We start from the raw sequence: 19,375 nt of genomic DNA on the forward strand, positions 1-19,375 counted from the left end.
CGCGGATGGAAAAGCCGCGGACGTTTCCATCCGCGGCCTGACAATAGCGGTAATAACCGTGTTCCCAATCAGCCTGCTACGCAGAAATGGCGCTGGCCGTCGTAATCCGTATAGGTGCCGGTGCGGGTGTTGAAGCTCCGGTAACGCTGCGAGCAATAGTCGTACCAGGCGTTGGTCCAGGGCTCGATGGTACGATAGGTGCGGCGCTGGTTGTAGACCGGGCGGCTGTCGTAAACCGGCTGGGCGCGATAGACCGGTGCGGGGCGGTAAACCGGCTGCGGTGCTGCGCGGTAATAACGGTAATCCGGCTCTTCATAGACATAGCTCGGCTCATCGACATAGACGCGCTCATCGTAGGCTGGCGCCGGACGCGACATCGCGGAGCCGACGGCGACACCGGCGGCAAGACCGAGCACGCCACCCAGAATGGCAGCATCGCGACGGTCGCGGCGGTCCCAGTCGCCGGCGGAGGCGCTGTTGAAGGGCACAATGGTGGCGGCGGCGACGGCGACAGCCAGAACGGTTTTAGCTGCAAAGGACGACATGGTGTGTTCTTCCATCCAGGTGGCAGGGCGCTGCCAGTTGCAAATTCGATGGTTAAAGAAATATAGCCCGTCTGCTGAACGGGCGCTGAATGAATTGTGGCGGGCTGGGGGCAGCTCGCAATTCCTGTTTGCGCAGGCCGCGCTTCGCGCTAGAACTCAAGTTCAAACAGGACACGTCCATGAGCCTTGCCCATATAACCGTCAATTCCGATTCATCCCACGAAGACCGTGCCCAGGCCATTCGAGATACGCTGCGCGACGCCATTGTCGACAGACGGCTTGCACCGGGAACGAAGCTGTCGGAATCGGAAGTGGGAACGCTGTTCGACGTCAGCCGCACCGTGGTGCGGGCGGCATTGCAGATGCTGGCTTACGAAGGGCTGGTCAAGGCCGAGCGCAATCGCGGCGCTTTCGTCTCCAATCCCACACCGGACGAAGCGCGGCAGGTTTTTGCTTCGCGCCGGCTGATCGAGCCCGGCGTTCTCGATGCCGCAATCGAAAAGATCACGCCTGCAGCGGCAAAGCAGCTGAGAGAGCATCTGGTGCAGGAAAGCCGCCACCAGCATGAGCGCGGCCCGACCGCCAGACGCGCGGAAATCAAGGCATCCGGCGATTTCCACCTGATGCTGGCTGCGCTTGCCGGCAATGCTATCCTCGAAAAATTCATGGACGAGCTGGTTGCCCGCTCGTCACTGGTGATAGCGCTCTATGGCCGCTCGGGTGTTTCAAGCTGCGGCCACAATGACCATGCCGATCTGCTCGATGCACTGGAGGCGAAGGATGCGGCAAAGGCCCGTGCGCTGATGCTGCAGCATCTCGATCACATCGAGGCCGATCTCGATCTTCGCATGAAGGAAGGTCTGGCGCTGAAAGATGCGTTGGCGCTTTGAGCGGCTGCCATCCCCGCCTTCCAGACGGGGATAAGCGACCTGTCGGATCTCAGGCGGCGTAACGGCTGATCGCCAGATCGTGCGTGTCGATCTCCGGCTTGTTGCCGCTGATGAGATCGGCAAGCACCCGGGCGGAGCCGCAGGACATGGTCCAGCCAAGCGTGCCGTGGCCGGTATTGAGATAAAGATTGCTGTAGCGCGTGGCGCCGATGACAGGCGTGCCATCCGGCGTCATCGGGCGCAGGCCGCACCAGAATTTTGCCTGGGTCTGGTCGCCCGCGCCGCCGAACAGGTCTTCCACCGAATGGGCCAGCGTTTCCTGCCGTGCTGCTGGCAAATCCTTGCTAAAACCGGCGATTTCCGCCATGCCGCCGGCGCGGATGCGTGAGCCCAGCCGGGTAATCGCCACCTTGAACGTTTCGTCCATGACCGTGGAAACGGGTGCACGCTCCTCTTTCACGATCGGAACCGTGATGGAGTAACCCTTGACCGGGTAAACCGGCAGGGTAAGGCCAAGCTGGCGCACGAACTGCGGCGAATAGCTGCCGAGTGCCGCCACGAAAATATCAGCCTCCACCAGCCCACGGGTGGTCTCCACAGCCTTGACGCGTCCTGCCTCGACGACGGGGCGCATGATGCCGGTATCGTAAAGGAAGGTGACGCCCGCCTCTTCGGCCATGCGGGCAAGTTCGGTGGTGAACATGAAGCAGTCGCCGGTCTCGTCGCCGGGCAGGCGCAGGCCGCCGACGATCTTCTCCTTCGAAGGAGAAAGACCGGGCTCGATGGCGGCGCAGCCGTCGCGGTCGAGAATCTCGAAAGGCACGCCGCCCGCCGTCAGCACGTCGACATCCTTGCCGATGGCGTCGAACTGCTTCTGGGTGCGGAACACCTCCAGCGTGCCCTGCATGCGCTGGTCATATTCGATGCCGGTTTCTTCGCGCAGCGCCATCAGGCAATCGCGGCTATATTCGGCAACGCGCACCATGCGGCTCTTGTTGATGGCGTAACGCGCCGAGGTGCAGTTGCGCAGCATCTGGCTCATCCAGCGCCATGCGGCCGGATCGGCCGTTGGGCGAATAATCAGCGGCGCGTGTTTCATGAACAGCCACTTCATCGCCTTCATCGGAATGCCGGGCGCTGCCCATGGCGACGAATAGCCGGGGGAAACTTCACCCGCATTGGCGAAGCTGGTTTCGAGCGCTGCGGCCGGCTGGCGGTCGATCACCGTCACCTTGTGTCCGGCTTTGGCCAGATACCAGGCGGATGTCACGCCGACAACGCCGGCTCCGAGGATAGTGACGTTCATGATCGTCTCACTTGTGATTGACTGATGTTGAAGCGGCTGCCGGGGTTTCTCCCGGCTGAATATAACTACGGCGATAGCGGCGTCCGAGGCCGGTCAGGATTTCATAGGCGATCGTGCCGGCATCCTCGGCAATGTCTTCCAGCGTCTGGTCCGGACCGATCATCTGCACAAGGCTGCCCTGGGTCAATGTTCCCTCGGGCAGGGCGGATATGTCGAGAATGATGCTGTCCATCGAAACGCGGCCCGCAATCGGCAGGCGCACGCCGTTATACCATGCCGCGCCGCGATTGCTGAGCGAACGCGGCAGGCCGTCAGCGTAACCGGCGGCGATGGTTGCCAGACGCGTGGGACTGGCCGCCTCGAAGGAGCCGCCGTAACCGACCAGCGAACCGGCCGGAACGGTGCGGGTCTGGATGACGGCGAGATCGAGGCGAACGACCGGCTTCATCGGGTTGGGGCGTGCAACGGAGGGTGCGCCGCCGTAAAGCGCGATGCCAGGGCGCAGCAGGTGGTTGTGGTAATCATTACCCAGAAAGATGCCGCCGGAATTCGAAAAGCAGACGGGCGCTTCAGGAAAGGCAATGGCGGCTTTGCGCATCACCGCAAGCTGCGCGGCATTGGAGGCATGGTCCGGTTCGTCGGCGCAGGCGAGGTGGCTCATGACGAAGGCAATGTCGATACCATCGAGCAATTGCGGATGGGAGGCGAGGATTTCAAGCTCTGCAGGGGAAAGGCCGAGACGGCACATGCCGGTATCGATCTGCACGGCGGCGGTGAGCGTCTTGCCAAGCTTTTTGGCGTGGGCCGACCATTGGGCGATCTGCTCCAGCGAATTCAGAACCGGGGTGATGGCCATGGCGGAGCAGGAGGTCTCATTGCCGGGCTGAAGACCGTTAAGGACGAAAATCCGCGCTTCTGCCGAAAGCCGCAGTCGCAACGCCAACGCTTCATCGATATGGGCAACGAAGAAATTGCGGCAACCCGCCTCGAACAGGACCTGTGAGACGATATCCGCGCCGAGACCGTATGCATCGGCCTTGACGACCGCTGCCGTCTGCGATGCGGGCGCCATGGCCGCAAGGGTCAGATAATTGTCGCGCAATGCGCCGAGATCGATGGTTAAATGGCCGCTTGCACCACCGGCGGCCTGCTGGCGGCTGATCTGCATGTCCATGGTCGTTCACCCTCATTTTTATCCCATGAGGGTATTGCAACGATTATCGAATTTCTTGGCGATTGTTCGAAGAAAATGCGATAGAATTGGCAGCCACGCAATTTTCTTTTGCCAATTGGAATCTTCTATGTCGTCACTCGATGCGACCGACCGCCACATCATCCGCCTGCTTCGGCTCAATGCCCGTATCAGCAATGCGAAGCTGGCAGCAGAAGTCGGGCTTTCCGCATCCGCCTGCCTTCGCCGGGTCGATATTCTCGAGCGGGAAGGGATCATTCGCGGTTACACGGCGCTGACGAGCGGCCTTGCTGGCGGCGAGGTGATTTCGGTTATCGTGCAGATCACGCTCGACCGCCAGACGGAGGATTTTCTCAACCGTTTTGAAAATGCGGTGCGACGATATCCGGAAATCCGCGAATGTTATCTGATGACGGGCGGTTCGGATTATTTCCTGCGCTGCGAGGCGGAAAGTGCCGGGGATTTCGAGCGGATTCATAAGGAGATTCTGTCGAAATTACCGGGGGTTTCGCGGATTCATTCAAGTTTTGCGATCCGGAATGTGCTGGCGACGCCGAAGGCGCGCTAGCGTCGGAGTTCGCGGCTACCCCCCTCTGTCCTGCCGGACATCTCCCCCTCAAGGGGGGAGATCGGATGGAGCGCCCGCTCGTTCCCTCGTAACCGTCTCAATATCGATACCGCGGCTTACTGGAATGGGGTGAGTAAGCCACTTGTCGATCTCCCCCCTTGAGGGGGAGATGTCCGGCAGGACAGAGGGGGGTAAAGCGGCAAACTCTGCCCTCTCGTCGTCACCCCCACCACCGATAAAAATGATGCACCGGCCCCCGCCCATGCCCGACGGCAAGGCCTCGTCCGGCATCGAGCGCTCCATTCAGATACTCCTTCGAAAGCCCCACCGCCTCCCGCAACTCACAACCCTTTGCAAGATGAGCCGTAATCGCCGCCGCCAATGTGCAGCCTGTGCCGTGGTCGTTCTTCGTTCCTACCCTCGGCGCGGAAAGCGCCTGCATGGCGCCGTCCGCAAACAGGTAATCCGTGCTCTCAGGCCCGTCGCCATGGCCGCCCTTGATGAGCACGGCTTTTGCGCCCGCCTTCAGGATCAACTCAGCCTGGCGGGCGATCTCCGTCTCCGTCTTTGCCATCGAAGTCCCGGTCAGCAGCGCCGCTTCCGGCAGATTCGGCGTAACGATGGTCGCGAGCGGCAGCAAGTCGCGCCGCAATGTCTCGATGGCGTCTTCATGCAGCAGTCTGTCACCGGAGGTCGCGACCATGACCGGGTCCAATACCACCGGCTGCGATTGCCGCCGAAGCCGTTCCGCGATGGCGGCGATGGTTTCGATCCGCGAGACCATGCCGATCTTCACCGCATTGACGGCGAGATCGGAGAATACCGCATCCATCTGCGCGATAATGGTGGCGACTGAAATATCCTCCACCGCAGTCACGCCTTTGGTGTTCTGGGCGGTGATGGCGGTGATGACGCTGGCGGCATAGGCGCCGAGTGCGGAGAAGGTCTTGATGTCTGCCTGGATGCCCGCGCCGCCGCCGCTGTCGGAACCGGCAATGGTCAATGCAATTGATGTCATGGCTGTCTCGCTTTCAGCGCCGCGTCAATTTTGGAGCGGAAGTCCTTGGCTGCGCTGGCAATATCCCCCGCGCGGAAAATGGCGGAAATGACCGCCACACCATCCGCGCCGGCGGCAATGACTGAAGGCACGCGGGCAAGATCGATGCCGGCGATAGCGCCGACCGGCATATCCGGCTTCCACTCCTTCAGCAGGGCGCGCAGCGTGGTAAAACCGTCGATACCGACCGGCTTGTCCGGATTGACCTTCGAAACGGTTTTGAACACGCCGCCGATGCAGGCATAGTCGACGGGCATGGAGGCCGCCCGTTCGGCATCGGAACGGTTCTTGACGGTGAGGCCGATGATCGCCTTTTCGCCGAGAATGCGCCTTGCGGTTTTGGCGTCCATGTCGTCGGCGCCGAGATGCACCCCATCAGTGCCCGAGGCGAGGGCTACATCCACCCGGTCGTTGATGACCAGCGGTACGCCGGTGCCGGCGATGGCCTCATGAATGGCGCGGGCGTTTTCGATCATCTCGCGCGTCGAGCCGTGCTTGTCGCGATATTGCAGAATGGTCGCGCCGTTCAGCGCGGCGGCGAGAGCAAGCTCCGGCAGCGGCGCGACATCGCCAAGGCTCGCATCGACCAGCGCGTTGAGGCGGTAATCAACCTTGTTCATGCTCTATCCTCGCGTGATTTGTGATCTCCTCACCGGAAATTTCGGAAAGCGCATCCAGAAACGCCGGTTCGAAGGTGCCGGGGCCTCTGGCGTGCTTGGCTGCGAGTTCGGCGGAAACGCCGGTGACGGCAAGGGCGGAGGCGGCCGCCGTCAGTGCGTCCTTTTCCACCGCCATGAAGGCGGCGATGACGCCGCCCGAAAGGCACCCCGTTCCGGTCACCTTCGCCATCCACGGATGACCGTTGACGATCCTGACGCTGCGGGTCGTGTCACCGAGATGATCCACAGGCCCGGTCTCGATCCTCACCACGCCAGGCACATCGCCGATCAGGCTCATCTCGGCGTGATTGCCACGCACGATCGTCGGGGAAAGTGCAATCAGTTCGCGCGCGAATTCCAGCCGCGACGGCGAATAATCGCAATGCACGGGGTCGACGATCCATGGCTTGCCGGATGCATTGGCGATTTCGATCGCCAGCCGGATGACCTTGCGCCGCTCGGCATCCAGTGTGCCGAGATTGACGGTCAGCGCATCCGCCTTGGTGACGAAGCTCTCGATTTCCTCGAGCGAGGTGGTCATGGAAGGAATACCGCCAACGACAGTGATGCCATCCGCGGTGAATTTCTGCACCACGGTGTTCATCAGGCAATGCACGCGCGGGCGCGTTTGCCGCACCCGCTCCAGAATCTCGGCGGCCTTTGCCGCTGTCGGAAAAGTCGTGGTCATGGCTGCTGCAGCTCCACGGCGATGTCGTCCGCCGCCGGCGCCTGCTTGATGAGCTGCATCTCCTGCATGAAAGCGCCGAAACGGGCGTAGCGCGCGCGGTCGAGTGCGGCCGGGCGTTTGGCGAAACGCGGCAGCGTGTCGAAGAAAGCCTGCTTGTTCAGCGCATCGTCAAGATTCGGATAGGCCTTGATGAAAAGCTGCCAGGATTCCTGAGGATGATTGGTAATGAAGATTGCGGCCTGTTCCACGGCGGAGAGGAAACGCGGCAGGCGGCTGTCCTTTGCGAGATCGCGGTGCGTGACGAAGATCAGCTCGTCATAGGCCGGCACGCCGTGTTCCTCCGGGAAGAAGGAGCGGCCGTCATGTCCCTCGAGCTTCATCTGCGTCAGCTCGAAATTGCGGAAGCCGCCGAGCGTTGCATCGACCTTACCGGCGATCAGCGACGGCGAGAGCGAGAAATTGACGTTGATGAGTTCGACATCATCCTTCGTCAGGCCGTCCTTTTCCAGCATGCGTTTCAGCATGGCATCCTCGAAGCCGGAAACGGAAAAGCCGACCTTCTTGCCCTTCAGGTCCTTTAGGCTCTTGATCGGGCCATCGGCCAGAACGGTGACAGTGTTGAGCGGGGTTTCGACCAGCGTGCCGAAACGCACAAGCGGCAGACCGGCATCGTGATCGAGATAGAGGTTCGGCTGGTAGTGCACGCCGATATCGGCCTGTTTCGCCGAGACGAGACGCGGCACGGCGGAGGGGTCTGCGGGCGGAACCAGTTCCACCTCGAGCCCCGCATCGGCAAACAGGCCGCGTTCCTTGGCGATCACCATCGGCGCATGATCGGGGTTCACGAACCATTCGAGCAACACGGTCAGCTTGTCTGCCGCATGCGATTGCATCGGTGAAAGCACGCTTGCTGCCGCGACGACGAGGGAAAGAAGAGTTCGTTTCATGGTGCCGAAAGTCTCCGTAAAGATCTGAAAGGAATGGTGTGTTCTGTTTCCTTGGCCCAGGGGGCCAGATTGGCGGTCGCCCGGTCGACGATGAGCCGCAGCAGCACCGCCATGATGGCGAGAATGACCATCGCGGCGAACATGGTGTCGGTCTGCATGCGGGCATTGGACTGGATCATCACAAACCCGAGCCCGGCCGATGCGCCCACCCATTCGCCGATGACGGCGCCAAGCGGGGCGAGCGGCGCCGCCACCCTCAGGCCGGAAATGAGCGATGGCAGCGCCAGCGGCACGCGCAACCTCGTGAGGATCTGCCAGTGGCTCGCTTCAGTCAGCGAGGCGGCGTCGAGGATGGCGCGATCGGTGCGGTTGAGGCCATCCGTGAAAGAGGAGGCAACGGGGAAGAAGATGATGATCGCCGTCATGACCACTTTCGAGGCCATGCCGAAACCGAACCAGAGGACGAGGATGGGGGCCAGCACGAAGACCGGAAAGGCCTGCAACACCAGCACCATCGGCCAGACAAGGCGGCCGAGGCGCGGGATGGCGGCAATCGTGAAAGCGACGAGAATGCCGGCGGCGATGCCCGCCGCAAGCCCGAGCGCCATTTCACCAAGCGTTACCAGTGCCTGCCCGAACAGGAAGCCCGGCTGGCGCCAGAAAGCGCCGGCAACATCGGCGGGCGATGGCAGGATATAGCGGGGCGGCGAAAACAGCCACGTTCCCGCCTGCCAGAAAACCAGCAGAAGGCCGACACCGTTCAGCGCATGGGTGGCACGCATGAGCCGGACCTCAGACGCAGACGCACCGTGTGCGAAGGGCGGAAGGTTTCAGCATCATCATTCGTCTCCAGATGTGACAATCTCGGAGATCAGGCAAAGCGGAGAAGAGAAATGGCAGCGCCTGAAGGGTGCGACAGTTTCCGTTCCTACGCCGGCATGACCCGGATCAGGTTCAAGGGTCCGGCTCATCGCCATCTCAGCACCGTTCGGTGCTCCCCTCGGAATGGGTCGGAAACTGTCGCTTTTTTAGCTGGCTGTCAACGGCTCAGATGGTGCGAAGCTGTTCAAATAGCTGACGATGGCTGCTATCGGCGCGATAGAAGACGGCCGGCTGGCCAAGCGGTGCTTCCACGGTGATCTCGCGCCCGCCAGAATGAACGGCGCCGCTCCACAGGTGAACCCATTCCACATCGCCCGGAAGGTGCAGCGTGCGTTGCGTTTCGTCTGCTTTCCAGACCGGGGCAACGAGCAGGTCTGCTCCATAGAGATAGCTGTCCTGAATGGCGTAGGTCTGCCGGTCATCCTCAAAATGCAGGAAGAGAGGCCGCTGCACCGGCAGGCCGGTCCTGGCCGCCTCGGCGGAGAGCGATTTCAGATAGGGAGCAAGTGCTGTATAAATCCTCGTCATGCGGGCGAAATGGGCAAGAACCGCCTCATCCTGATCGATCTGGAGGTTATCGCGCGGGCGGTTGCCCTCATGCGTGCGCATGACCGGGGTAAAAGCCGCCATCTCCGCCCAGCGCATGATGAGTTCCGCGGTTCTCACATTGCCGAACAGGCTGGTGTAACCGCCAATATCGGAATGGTGATAGGCATTGCCCATGAGGCCGGAGGAGAGTGCACCGCAGATGACGGTGACGAGGCCATCATGACGGGAAAAATCGACCGACTGGTCACCGCCCCAGATCAGTGGGCAATGGGCCTGTACGCCGGTAAAGCCCGCCCGCATGAAGAACAGTGCTTCGCCCGTCTTGCCCCGGCTTTCGACACCCTTCGCATTGACTTCCGCCCAGAGGGTGGGCCAGGCATTGTGCATCAGCTTGGCATCGATGCCGTTGGAGAGGTTGATGTCGATCGGCAGATATTCGCCGAAATCCGCCATCCAGCCGGAAAGGCCGAAATCGAGCATGTTTCTGCCGATGATCTCCTCGGCAAACCAGTCGGCTGCGGCCGGGTTGGTGAAATCGACCACGCCGCAGTCGAATTCGCCGAAATCCACCAGCGCCGTCTTGCCATCCGCACCGGTGGCGAAATAGCCGGCTTCTTCGGCAACCGGAAAGAGCGGGCCGTCGACGCAGAGATAGGGGTTCACGTAACCCAGCAAGCGGATGCCTTGATCTGCAAGCTCGGCGATCTTCTGGCGCAGATGCGGATAGCGCGTTTCATTGGCCTGCCAGTCCCAGAACAGGCGTGCGCCGAAGGATGTCTGGCGAAGGCCGACCCAGTCTTCGCACCACAGGCCGGAAACCTTCGTTCCGGCTGCGCGAATTTTCTCCAGCCGGGCAAATGAGTTGACGCCGTCCTTTAATCCGATGATCGCGCCATTATAGATCCAATCCGGCAGCTCCGGCTGACGCCCGAAGCGAAGGGAGAGGGCGGAAACGATGTCGGTAAAAGCGTCGCCGGTGAAAAACTCGATCCTTTCGGGGATCGCCCATATCTCGATTTCGTGGAAATCGCCATTGCGGAAATCGAAGACGGAATAGGCGGTCGTTTCCACATGCAGCGCATATCTGCGCGACGATAGATAGGTCGGCTGCGGATAGTTGGTGTTGTAATAATCACCGCCCGCCTTGCCGTTGACATCGGATTTGAAGGTGATCTCGGTGGTCTTGTCGCGACCGACCCCCGGCTCGGAGGTCCAGAGCGGGAAACGGCGTCCGCGCATGTCGAAATAGGACATTTGCTCGCCGCCGCCCCAGACGTGCTCATCCGTTTCCGCGACAACGCGCAGCCAGAGGCGGTTGATGGTTTCATCCAGCGCGGTGAGACGGATGGCGTTGCCGTCCAGCGTCAGGCGAAGGCGCGGGGCTTGTCCGGGTCCGGAGGACAGCGTAACGCTGTCGCCATTCAACTCGGCATGGCGCAGGGCTGTCCGCTCGATGACATAGTCTTCGATGTCGAAATTGCCGCGATACATGTCCATCCGCTCCTTGCCGAAACCGGCGAAGAAGGCTGGGTTTTCGAGGGAATGCGACAGGATGCTGCGGCCGCCGATGGCGAGCGTGAAGCCGTCTTTGGTCTTTTCGAAATGCATGACTGTACCTGTTTAGCCCTTGAGACCGCCGGCGGTGAGGCCGGAGACGACCCGTTCCTGAAAGATAACGATCAGGATCGCGACCGGCACGATGCCAACCACCAGCGCTGCCGAAATGACCGGCCAGGGGAAGGCGAACTCGCCCTGATACAACTGGATGCCGACGGGGAGCGTACGGAGAGCCGGGTTGGAGTTGAAGGAAAGCGCCAGCAGGAATTCATCCCAGGCATTGACGAAGGCGAGAATGCCGGCGGTGAAAACGCCCGGCGCGCAGAGCGGCACCACCACCTTGAACAGCGCGCCGATGCGGGTGCAGCCATCGATCATGGCGGCGTTTTCGAGATCGCGCGGGATGCTTTCGAAGAAGGAGACCAGCATCAAGGTGCAGACCGGCAGCGAAAGCACGGTGTAGGGCAGGATAAGCGCCGTCCAGCTGTTGAGCAGGTTCAGCGCCCGCATGATTTCGAACAGCGGCACCAGAAGCGTCACCAGCGGGAAGGTGGAGACGGCGATGATCAGCGAGAGGATCAGCGCCCGGTACTTCAGGTTCAGCCGCGCCAGCGCGTAAGCCGCCAGCACCGAAATCAGGATGGTGAGCGCGGTGGAAAGCAGCGCCACCATGAAGCTGTTGAACAGGAAGAGGTGCAGCGGCTGGTCGGAAAAGGCCTGCATGTAGTTGGCCAGCGTCGGCGCATGCGGAAACCAGGTGATCGGCTTCGCCGTCAGTTCCGCTTCGGTCTTCAGCGAGGTGAAGAGGATCCAGATTGCCGGAAACAGGCCGTTGATCAGAAGGATGGAGGCCGCGATGAAGCGCAGCGGTTTGCCGGAAAAAAAGGAGGACAGACCGGAATTTGCAGCGGTGCTCATGGGATCAGTCCTTCGTCCTGATAATGCGGAGATAAACGGCGGTAACGCACATGGAGAGCGCAAACATCATGACCGCGAGCGCCGAGCCGTAACCGAGATCGAGGAAGGAGACGGTGTTCTGATGGATATACATGGCAAGCGTCGTGGTGGATGTGCCGGGGCCGCCGCCGGTCATCATGTAAGGAATATCAAAGGTCTGCAGCGCCGTGATCGTGCGGAAGATGAGCGCGACGACGATCGAGGGCTTCAAAAGCGGCAGGGTGATTTCGAAGAACTGCCGGATTTTGCCGGCGCCATCCACATCCGCCGCTTCGTAGAGCGAACGCGGTATGGTTTGCAGGCCGGCAAGGATCATCAGCGCCATGAAGGAGGATGTCTTCCAGATGATCGTCAGGCAGATGGCCGCAAATGCCCAGTTCGGCGAATTGAACCAGATGATGCCCTCAAAACCCAGCCGGTTGAGCACATCGTTGACCACGCCATATTCGTAATGGAAGAACCATGCGAAGATCAGGCCGGCGAAAGACAGCGGCAGCGCCCAGGGGATCAGCAGCGACAGGCGCATCGGCCATTGCATGGAAAAGGGCAGGTTGGCGAGCAGCGCGAGGCCGAGACCCATGAACAGGGCGCCAGGCACGGTGATCAGCGTTATCAGAACCGTGTTCCAGGTCGTTTCCCAGAAGATCGGGTCATCGAACATCGCCGTGTAGTTTTCAAACCCGATGAATTCCGCCGGCAGGCCAGAGGTCAGCGACAGGCTAAAAAACGAGGTATAAACGAGCCGCGCCACCGGATAGACGATGATGAGCGACAGCAGGATCGCCGCCGGCGCCAGGAGAAGCACGGCGAGCGACCGGTCGCCGAGATCGAGCCACCGCGTCCAGCGCGGCAGCTGCTTTTCGTCCACCCTAACCATGGTTCTTTCCGGCATTGTCACGTCTGCCACTCCCGCAACTGGATTCACGTCATCGTCTCCCGATCGGGCCGGTTCTTATCCGGTCCGTCTGTCGCGCCGTTCGGGCGCACTTATTCCCGTTCAGTCGAAGCGGCCGGAAAGGGCATGAAACTCATGCCGCTTTCCGGCCTTGAAGCTTAGCGCAGAACGCGCCGCAGACGGCTTTCCATCTGCTTTGCGCCCTCCTCCGGCGTCATGACGCCGGCAAGCACACCGTTGACGGTGGTGCGGATGGTCTCGCTGACCTCGTTGTAACGCGGCGTCACGGGACGGGCCTTGGCGGTTTCAACCACGGGCAGGGCATCCGCGAACCACGGAATTGCCTTGGTCACGTCGGCATCCTTGTAAAGCGCGGCATAGGTCGGCAGCAGCGTGGCGTTGATGGCCATGAACTTCGAGACATCCTGACCGGAGAGATATTCCACCAGCTTCTTGGCTTCATCCTGCTGTTTGGAATAGGCGGAAACGCCGAATTCCCAGCCGCCGAGGCAGGTTGTCTGCTCGCCGCCCTTGACGGCCGGCAGGCGGGCGACGCCGACCTTGTCGTTCACCTGCGATTCCTTGCCCTGGAAATGGGTCCAGGCGTAGGACCAGTTGACGGCGAAGAGAACCTTGCCGGCCTGGAATTCCTTGCGGGTGTCGTCGGTCGCGACTTCGGAAATGTTCTTCTTGGAAATGCCTTCATCGACAAAGCTCTTCCAGAGCTTCAGCGAATCCACGGCTGCCTGATTATCGAAGTTCAGCTTGCCGTTTTCGACCAGCGACTTGCCTTCGCTCCAATAGGGCAGGAGGAAGGTGCAGACCGCGCCTTCGATCGCCTTGCCCTGGAAGGACAGGCCCTGAAGCTCGGGGTTCTTTTCACCCTCCATCACCTTCTTGGATGCTTCCTTCAGCTCGTCCCAGGTGGTTGGCGGCTGAATGCCGTATTTGTCCAGCAGGTCCTTGCGGTAATAAAGGAACATGGAGTCGGCGAAGGCGGGCAATGCCACGATCTTGCCGTCCACGGTGTTGGCTTCGGCATAGGTCGGCAGATAGGCGGACATGTCCTTGCCGGAGAAATCGCTGGTCCAGCCGGCGGTGGCGAATTGCGCGGGACGGATGACGTCGAGCATCAGCACGTCGAGGCTGGAATCCTTGGCCGACATCACGGTGTTGAGATATTGCGCCTGCATTTCCGAAGTGTTGCCGCCTGTCTCGATGACAACCTTCACGCCCGGCGTCTTCGCCTCATATTGATCAAGCGCCTTGCGCCAGACATCCGGCTGATGCTGGCTGGAAACGAAGATCTTCAGTTCGGCATCGGCAAAGGCCTGTCCCGAGAAAGTGAGCATGGTTGCGCAGAGCGCGGCACCCATGAGGGCTTTGCCCCTGATTGTTTTAAATGTCATGTGTTCCTCCCGTTATTAAACCTGTTGGCCGCAGCGTATCTTCGCCCGGCAATCAGTGGATAGAGCGCTCCGTCGCGGCGTCGAAAAGATGGACCTTGGACGGATCTAGACCGATCTTCAGCTCCTCGTTCGGCGCCGGCCGCAGTTGTGGCGGCATTCTTGCGGTCAGCGCCGCATCGCCGAGGCTGAAATGGACGAGCGTATCGGAACCCAGCGGTTCCACCACCTGTACCTTGACCGCAAGCTGCGTATCAAAGCCCTCGGCGGGGCCGAAATGTTCCGGGCGAATGCCGACAATGACGTCGCGCCCTTCGAGGCCCGTTTCGCGGGCTGGCCGGATGGCTGCCATCGGCAGGGAATTGCCGTCGGAAAATGTCAGCCGGTCGCCGTTTACCCTGGCGCGGGCGAAATTCATGGCGGGCGCGCCGACAAAACCGCCGACAAACACGCTTTCCGGCCGGTTATAGACCTCGTCCGGTGTGCCGACTTGCTCGATATCGCCGCCGCGCAGGATGACGATGCGGTCGGCCAGCGTCATGGCCTCCACCTGATCATGGGTAACGTAGATGATGGTCGTGCCGAGCTGCTGGTGCAGCCGCTTGATTTCCGTGCGCACCTGTCCGCGGAGTTTAGCGTCGAGGTTGGAAAGCGGCTCGTCGAACAGGAACACCTGCGGGCGTCGGACGATGGCGCGGCCCATGGCCACACGCTGGCGCTGGCCGCCGGAAAGCTGACCGGGCCGGCGGTCGAGAAGGTGTTCGATGCCGAGCATCCGTGCCGCCTCATCGATGCTGGCATTGGCCTGTGAGGCGCTCACGCCGCGCACCTTCAGGCTGAAGCCCATGTTTTCACGCACGGTCTTGTGCGGATAAAGCGCATAGTCCTGAAACACCATGGCGATGTCACGCTCACGCGGCGGCAGCCGGTTGACGACATGGTCGCCGATCCGCACTTCGCCGCCGGTAATGCTTTCAAGCCCGGCGACCATGCGCAGCGTCGTGGATTTGCCGCAGCCGGAAGGGCCGACGAACACCACGAATTCGCCGTCGTTGATTTCAAGGTCTATGCCCTTGACGATGCGCAGGGCACCGTAACTCTTGTCCAGCTTGCGCAGGCTGACCGAAGCCATATTTTCCTCCTCATGACCGGCACGTCCAGAATTTGGATGGACGCAAAAGCCGGCACTAACCTTCAAGTTCCACGCATCGCATCTTCGAAAATCTATCCCGATTGTCCGGCGATACCGTGGGATGGCTCACGCCTGTCTCCCTAGTTTCGTGATATTACCTTTCACAAAAAGGAAATCAATAGTGTATCAATTTTATTTCTGACAGAAATCAAAAACTACTAAGCCATTGATTCAAAGAAATATAACCGCGAAGTCCCCGGTTGCGCAGGTCGTTGCTTCCTTGTCTCCGGTCAAATTCGTCCATCCATGTGGATCACGCGAAATCCGGTCGATCTCAACGTATACGCGAAACATATCGGGCGACCGTATGGTCGAACCAGGTCCATGAGACTTCGGCCACAGCGCCATCCTGCGCCTGGCTGAGGCGCAGCACGCGCGGCACCGGCGCTCCGGGTTTCTGGCCGAAGACCTCGGGCGTCCATTCGGGCACTTCACCCAGATCGATGCGGTCTTCCGCCTTCGATATCCAGAGGTTGAGACGGGTGCGGTAATAAAGATAAAGGGATTCCGACATGTTCTCGATGGCGATCGTGTCGACATAGGAGCCGTCGAGCCAGATTTCCTCGATGGCCGCCGGTTTTCCGGCAATACGTCGCAGGCGGCGAATGCGATGTCCTTCAGCCGATGTGCCGAAAGCGGGCAGGTTGGCAGGTTTGGCAAGCCGCGCCACATCCAGAACCTCCGCCGTCGGCAGGCCGCCGCCCTCGATCATCTCAAGGCGGAAAAAGGCGTAAACGCTTTGCGGGTCGCTGACGGCACGGATGTAATTGCCCGAACCCTGCACGCGCTCCAGCAGGCCACGCTCCTGCAATTCCGCAAGTGACTTGCGAAGCGTGCCGACGGCAATGCCGAGCTCGGCGGCCATATCCCGCTCCGGCGCCAGCTTTTCGCCGTCGATCAGCCGGCCCGCCGCCACCTCGCGCACCAGCATTTCGGCGATCTGCAGATACATGGGCAGGCTGCCGCCAGTGTGTTTCATGATGCTATTTCCTCCCCGAAACAAAAATTGATACATCATTGATTTACATATTTCTTGATGTTATGCAAGAAAAACGAGAGCGGCCCTGAGGAGGAATTGCATGACCGTCGTACCCGTTACATCCGCTGATCTCGATGCTGCCGAGGTCTCCTGGTTTTCCGCTTTGTGCTCCGATGATTACGCCTATCTTGGCGTGCCGGATGGCGCCCTGCGCTCCAGTTTCGACCATTGCTCCGACATCGTCAAAAAGGCCGAGGAACTCGGTTTCCGCAACATCCTCTGCCCCTCATCCTATCAGGTCGGGCAGGATACGCTGAGCTTTGTCGCCGGTTGCGCGCCGATCAGTGACCGCATCAATTTCCTCGCCGCGATCCGCTGCGGCGAGATGCAGCCGATCATGCTGGCGCGCACGGTGGCGACGCTCGACCACATGCTGAAGGGCCGCCTGACGCTCAACGTCATCAGTTCCGATTTTCCGGGTGAAGTGGCCGATAGTGCGTTTCGTTACAAGCGCAGCCATGAGGTCGTGCAGATATTGCGCCAGGCCTGGACGCGCGACACCATCGACCATGACGGTGAAATCTACCAGTTCAAGGGCGTTTCCACCGAGCCGGCGCGACCCTACCAGCAGAATGGTGGGCCGCTGCTTTATTTCGGCGGTTATTCGCCGGATGCGCTGGAGCTTTGTGGCGCGCAATGCGACGTCTATCTGATGTGGCCGGAGACCAGGGATCAATTGGCCGAGCGCATGCGCGCCGCCAATGAACGCGCCGCCGCCCATGGTCGCACGCTGGATTACGGTCTGCGTGTGCATATGGTGGTGCGCGATACCGAAAAGGAAGCGCGAGAATATGCCGAGCATCTTGTTTCGAAGCTCGATGACGAATATGGGCAATTGATCCGCAACCGCGCGCATGACAGCGGCTCGCTCGGCGTGTCGCATCAGGCGCGTGCCCGCGAACTCGCCGACAAGTTCGGTTATGTCGAACCCAATCTGTGGACCGGCATCGGCCGGGCACGTTCGGGCTGTGGTGCTGCGCTGGTCGGTTCGACCGACAGGGTTCTTTCGGCGCTGGAGGAGTACCAGAAGATGGGCATTCGTGCCTTCATTCTTTCCGGTTATCCGCATCTGGATGAGGCGGAGCACTTCGGCACCAAGGTTCTGCCGCAGATGAAAACCTGCTCCCTGCCGCATGCTTACGGCCGGGTGCCTTCTGAAACACCTGCCACGCCGCTCGGCAATGGGGAACGCCACTGATGGAACGTATCGCTCTTTCTGAAAACCTGGAACTCAGCCGCATCGTCTATGGCATGTGGCGCATCGGCGATGACACGGACACCTCGCCCGCCCATGTGCAAGCAAAGATCGAAGCCTGCCTCGCACAGGGCATTACCACCATGGATCAGGCCGACATTTACGGCGGATACACGGCAGAGGCCATTCTGGGGGCGGGCCTGAAGGCAGCACCTGGTCTGCGCGACAAGATCGAGATCGTCACGAAATGCGGCATCGTCGCACCGGCCGGCCGTCACTCCGCCGCCCGCGTCAAGCACTATGACACGACGGCTGGTCACATCAACGCCTCCGTCGAGGCATCGCTTCGTGATATGGGAACGGACCACGTTGATCTCCTTCTCATTCACCGTCCCGATCCGCTGATCGATGCGGAGGAAACAGGCAGGGCGCTCGACGCCCTGGTGGCATCAGGCAAGGTCAAGGCCGTTGGCGTCTCCAATTTCCGTCCGTGGGATTTCTCCCTGCTGCAATCGGCCATGAGCAGCAGGCTCGTCACGAACCAGATCGAAATGAGCCTTCTTGCCACGGATAGCTTCACCAATGGTGATCTCGCCTTTCTGCAGGAAAAGCGCGTTTCGCCGATGGCATGGTCGCCGCTTGGCGGCGGCTCGCTGTTCTCCGGCGCTCATGGAGCCACCATGGCTGCCCTGCAGCGCATCGGCAAGGAACAGGGCGTCGATGCGACAGCCGTGGCAATCGCCTGGCTGCTGCGGCATCCGGCAAAGATCGTACCGGTGCTTGGCACCAACAATATTCAGCGCATTAAGACGGCGGCTGACGCCCTCAGCGTCACGATCGACCGCCAGACGTGGTTTGAACTTTACACACTTGCAATCGGAAGCGAGGTGCCGTGATGACAATCGCAGAGGCGATCAAAATGCCCAATGAGCATGTTTTTGTTCCCGGCGGCGAAAACAGCCGCAGCTTTCGCAATGCGCTTGGCGCTTTCACCACCGGTGTTACGGTGGTGACGGCAACGACGCCGGAAGGGCCGATCGGCATGACGGTTAACAGCTTCGCCTCGGTGTCGCTCGATCCGCCGCTGGTATTGTGGTCGCCCGCCAAAAATTCATCGCGATATCCGGCCTTCAGCGGCGCAACCCATTTCGCCATCCACGTGCTGAGCGCGGATCAGGATGTGCTGAGTGCCCGGTTTACGCGGAACGGCCGCGCCTTCGATGACCTGGACTGGGAGATGAATGACGAGGGTGTTCCGGTCATTCCCGGCACGCTCGCCCGTTTCGAATGCCGGCAGGCTGCCGCCCATGATGCGGGTGACCACACCATCATCGTTGGCGAAGTGCTGCGCGCAGCCCATCGAGACGGAGATCCCCTCTGCTTTTCGGGCGGAGCCTTCGGCCGGTTTTCGAAGCAATAGGCACATGTTGGCGGGCCCACCGCCTGATATGTAAGAGTTTTATTTTGTATGAATATCTAATTTTATTACGGAGTGCGCCTGCCGCACTCCGTTTTATTTTTTCGCTGCAGAAATAATGCTTTTTTTCTCTATCTATACTGAAGGCAATCCTTAAAAGTGGGATAATTAGGTTGATTGCAAAAACGATTCGCCGGGTCGAGAGAAGGCGGAACGAGGCGCCGGTAAGGGAGATTGGATGCCCGATTGTTTCCGCCGCGACCGGTGCAAACCGCAGAGGACCGCCTCTGGGGCAAAAGTCTTATCCGGTCGTTTCAGGCAAGGATTGACGCGTCTTTTCACCCTGATGTTTTCCGCGGCGCTTGCGCCATCCGCTCTGGCGGAAACGATCCTTTGGGTCGGATCACCGGCAGATGACTGGTTCTCAGCTTCGA

Annotated in this window: 19 protein-coding genes and 1 riboswitch; of the genes, 5 read left to right on the forward strand and 14 right to left on the reverse strand. The window is 60.6% G+C overall.

The genetic code is table 11. The annotated features are described in order from the left end of the window. Positions 1 to 68: 68 nt before the first annotated feature. Positions 69 to 545 (reverse strand): BA14K family protein, encoded by a 477-nt coding sequence (locus AC1ROR_RS15775; protein ID WP_035220876.1) that lies wholly within the window; start codon positions 543 to 545, stop codon positions 69 to 71. A gap of 179 nt (positions 546 to 724) precedes the next feature. On the opposite strand from AC1ROR_RS15775, the gene AC1ROR_RS15780 reads away from it, so the two are divergent. Further along, complete coding sequence (locus AC1ROR_RS15780) at positions 725 to 1,435, forward strand: GntR family transcriptional regulator (protein ID WP_035220875.1); 711 nt, start codon at positions 725 to 727, stop codon at positions 1,433 to 1,435. A gap of 49 nt (positions 1,436 to 1,484) precedes the next feature. Here the strand turns inward: AC1ROR_RS15780 and AC1ROR_RS15785 are convergent, their stop codons facing one another. Beyond that, on the reverse strand, positions 1,485 to 2,741 hold the full coding sequence (locus AC1ROR_RS15785) for a D-amino acid dehydrogenase (RefSeq protein ID WP_498589969.1): 1,257 nt from the start codon (positions 2,739 to 2,741) through the stop codon (positions 1,485 to 1,487). Between the two features lie 7 nt (positions 2,742 to 2,748). Continuing rightward, positions 2,749 to 3,915, reverse strand: a complete 1,167-nt coding sequence (alr, locus tag AC1ROR_RS15790) for an alanine racemase (RefSeq protein WP_498589970.1) — start codon at positions 3,913 to 3,915, stop codon at positions 2,749 to 2,751. 127 nt (positions 3,916 to 4,042) lie between these two features. Between alr and AC1ROR_RS15795 the strand changes: the two genes are divergently transcribed. Continuing rightward, positions 4,043 to 4,501, forward strand: coding sequence for an Lrp/AsnC family transcriptional regulator (locus tag AC1ROR_RS15795; protein ID WP_003500727.1), 459 nt, complete (start codon positions 4,043 to 4,045; stop codon positions 4,499 to 4,501). Positions 4,502 to 4,721: 220 nt separating this feature from the next. Here the strand turns inward: AC1ROR_RS15795 and thiD are convergent, their stop codons facing one another. From thiD to AC1ROR_RS15850, 11 genes are all read right to left on the reverse strand, one after another. Then, positions 4,722 to 5,519 carry a bifunctional hydroxymethylpyrimidine kinase/phosphomethylpyrimidine kinase gene (gene thiD, locus AC1ROR_RS15800; protein WP_498589971.1) on the reverse strand — a complete coding sequence of 266 codons (798 nt, stop codon included), beginning with the start codon at positions 5,517 to 5,519 and terminating at the stop codon, positions 4,722 to 4,724. Continuing rightward, complete coding sequence (thiE, locus tag AC1ROR_RS15805) at positions 5,516 to 6,178, reverse strand: thiamine phosphate synthase (protein WP_498589972.1); 663 nt, start codon at positions 6,176 to 6,178, stop codon at positions 5,516 to 5,518. Before thiE ends, thiD begins: the two co-directional genes overlap by 4 nt. Then, positions 6,165 to 6,905: a hydroxyethylthiazole kinase gene (locus AC1ROR_RS15810; protein WP_498589973.1), complete on the reverse strand. Its 741-nt coding sequence runs from the start codon at positions 6,903 to 6,905 to the stop codon at positions 6,165 to 6,167. Before AC1ROR_RS15810 ends, thiE begins: the two co-directional genes overlap by 14 nt. Beyond that, complete coding sequence (locus tag AC1ROR_RS15815; RefSeq protein ID WP_498589974.1) at positions 6,902 to 7,852, reverse strand: ABC transporter substrate-binding protein; 951 nt, start codon at positions 7,850 to 7,852, stop codon at positions 6,902 to 6,904. Before AC1ROR_RS15815 ends, AC1ROR_RS15810 begins: the two co-directional genes overlap by 4 nt. Then, on the reverse strand, positions 7,849 to 8,634 hold the full coding sequence (locus tag AC1ROR_RS15820; protein WP_269832158.1) for an ABC transporter permease: 786 nt from the start codon (positions 8,632 to 8,634) through the stop codon (positions 7,849 to 7,851). Before AC1ROR_RS15820 ends, AC1ROR_RS15815 begins: the two co-directional genes overlap by 4 nt. 126 nt (positions 8,635 to 8,760) lie before the next feature. Next, a riboswitch (TPP riboswitch) is annotated at positions 8,761 to 8,863 on the reverse strand. 36 nt (positions 8,864 to 8,899) lie between these two features. Then, positions 8,900 to 10,891, reverse strand: coding sequence for an alpha-glucosidase (locus AC1ROR_RS15825; RefSeq protein ID WP_498589975.1), 1,992 nt, complete (start codon positions 10,889 to 10,891; stop codon positions 8,900 to 8,902). Between the two features lie 12 nt (positions 10,892 to 10,903). Then, positions 10,904 to 11,758, reverse strand: a complete 855-nt coding sequence (locus tag AC1ROR_RS15830) for a carbohydrate ABC transporter permease (protein ID WP_498589976.1) — start codon at positions 11,756 to 11,758, stop codon at positions 10,904 to 10,906. A gap of 4 nt (positions 11,759 to 11,762) precedes the next feature. Continuing rightward, a complete protein-coding gene (locus AC1ROR_RS15835; RefSeq protein WP_162688087.1) occupies positions 11,763 to 12,674 on the reverse strand; it encodes a carbohydrate ABC transporter permease in 912 nt (303 codons plus the stop codon). A gap of 176 nt (positions 12,675 to 12,850) precedes the next feature. Then, a complete protein-coding gene (locus AC1ROR_RS15840) occupies positions 12,851 to 14,101 on the reverse strand; it encodes an ABC transporter substrate-binding protein (protein ID WP_498589977.1) in 1,251 nt (416 codons plus the stop codon). Positions 14,102 to 14,153: 52 nt separating this feature from the next. After that, the gene (locus AC1ROR_RS15845) at positions 14,154 to 15,230 is read right to left on the reverse strand and encodes an ABC transporter ATP-binding protein (protein WP_498589978.1); all 1,077 of its coding nucleotides are present in this window, start codon (positions 15,228 to 15,230) and stop codon (positions 14,154 to 14,156) included. A gap of 334 nt (positions 15,231 to 15,564) precedes the next feature. Further along, entirely contained in the window at positions 15,565 to 16,269 is a 705-nt protein-coding gene (locus AC1ROR_RS15850; protein ID WP_035220840.1) for a GntR family transcriptional regulator, read from the reverse strand. 100 nt (positions 16,270 to 16,369) lie between these two features. On the opposite strand from AC1ROR_RS15850, the gene AC1ROR_RS15855 reads away from it, so the two are divergent. From AC1ROR_RS15855 to smoA, 3 genes are read left to right on the forward strand one after another with little or no spacing between them, the layout of a single operon-like run. Further along, on the forward strand, positions 16,370 to 17,527 hold the full coding sequence (locus tag AC1ROR_RS15855) for an LLM class flavin-dependent oxidoreductase (protein ID WP_080837395.1): 1,158 nt from the start codon (positions 16,370 to 16,372) through the stop codon (positions 17,525 to 17,527). Further along, positions 17,527 to 18,420 carry an aldo/keto reductase gene (locus AC1ROR_RS15860; RefSeq protein WP_498589979.1) on the forward strand — a complete coding sequence of 298 codons (894 nt, stop codon included), beginning with the start codon at positions 17,527 to 17,529 and terminating at the stop codon, positions 18,418 to 18,420. Before AC1ROR_RS15855 ends, AC1ROR_RS15860 begins: the two co-directional genes overlap by 1 nt. Beyond that, entirely contained in the window at positions 18,420 to 18,944 is a 525-nt protein-coding gene (smoA, locus tag AC1ROR_RS15865; protein WP_498590044.1) for an NADH-dependent FMN reductase SmoA, read from the forward strand. The genes AC1ROR_RS15860 and smoA overlap by 1 nt, the downstream gene beginning before the upstream one ends. The last annotated feature ends 431 nt before the right edge of the window (positions 18,945 to 19,375 follow it).

The organism is Agrobacterium sp. GW821-FHT14E08, assembly GCF_058803865.1.